Source organism: Nocardiopsis rhodophaea (genome assembly GCF_039530945.1).
In the GTDB taxonomy this organism is placed as follows: Bacteria; Actinomycetota; Actinomycetes; order Streptosporangiales; family Streptosporangiaceae; genus Nocardiopsis_C; species Nocardiopsis_C rhodophaea.
Window position 1 is genome coordinate 1 of record NZ_BAAAPC010000057.1, and the last position, 978, is coordinate 978.

The following is a 978-nucleotide window of genomic DNA, read 5'->3' on the forward strand; positions in this document are numbered from 1 at the left end:
GTTTTCATAGACTGCGTTCAGGATTTTCACCAGCGCATACTGGACGATCTTGTCCTCCAGCGAGGCGATGCCGAGCGGGCGTTGTTTTCCATCCGCTTTTGGGATGTAGTGACGCCTGCCGGGCTGCGCCCTGTAGCTGCCCTGATGTAGCCTCCGGTGCAGATCTGTTATGTTGTTCTTCATGTTTCCGGCGTAGTCCATCCACCTGATGCCATCCACTCCGGCGGCCGCTTTCCTGCTCAGGGAGAGGAATGCGGCTTCCAGTGCTTCCCCTGTCAGCAGGTGGAACAATGCTGTAAACCGTTCTTTCTTCCGCTGCTTCGCAGCTTCCCGCACGCGTGACAGCCTCTGTGACATGCTTTCCCGGCTCTGTGTCCGGCGCATGTGTGGCTGTTCCGCGTTCCCCTTGGCCCCGCTCCTTCGCTCCACTGACTCCGCTCCTTTCGGGTTGTTCGCCTGCTTCGCCGCTACTATGAGCGAGTCCGACTTCTCCTCTCCGTACATCACCGGCTATGACTCCTCGTCTTCCCGGTGCGGGCCATCTCCGACACTGGCAGATGGTCAGAGGGGAGATCTCCCGGTTCCCGCGTAGAGATCGTATTGACATGCCAGGGTCTCAGACCCCGCCGGGTCCATGTGGCACTCGCAGTATCGCACCCTATGATGTTGCCTTCCGTTAACAGTACAACGTCGGCACCCGGTAATTTAATATACATTTCGTGGCTCAATGGCTGGCCTGTCAACACCCCTGTCAACGCTTCGCCCCATACCTCGCGGTATGCAACGCATGACTCGGGGACCTTGTGGATTGCTGGTCCTTCAATGGTCGGGGACTTTCACCCCTTGATCTCTAACCGGTCTCCCGGCGCACACTGTTTAAATATACAGTATTTTAGGGGTGAAGATCATGGGTGGCAAAGACCGTAATTATACTGTCGTTTACCGCGGGGATTTTATCGACGCTGTGCCTGATGGCCG

1 protein-coding gene is annotated in these 978 nt (G+C 57.0%); it reads right to left on the reverse strand.

The annotated features are described in order from the left end of the window. Positions 1-507, reverse strand: a 507-nt coding sequence (locus ABD259_RS25630) for a hypothetical protein (protein WP_425573582.1), incomplete at its 3' end; no start/stop codon positions are given. Between the last annotated feature and the right edge of the window lie 471 nt (positions 508-978).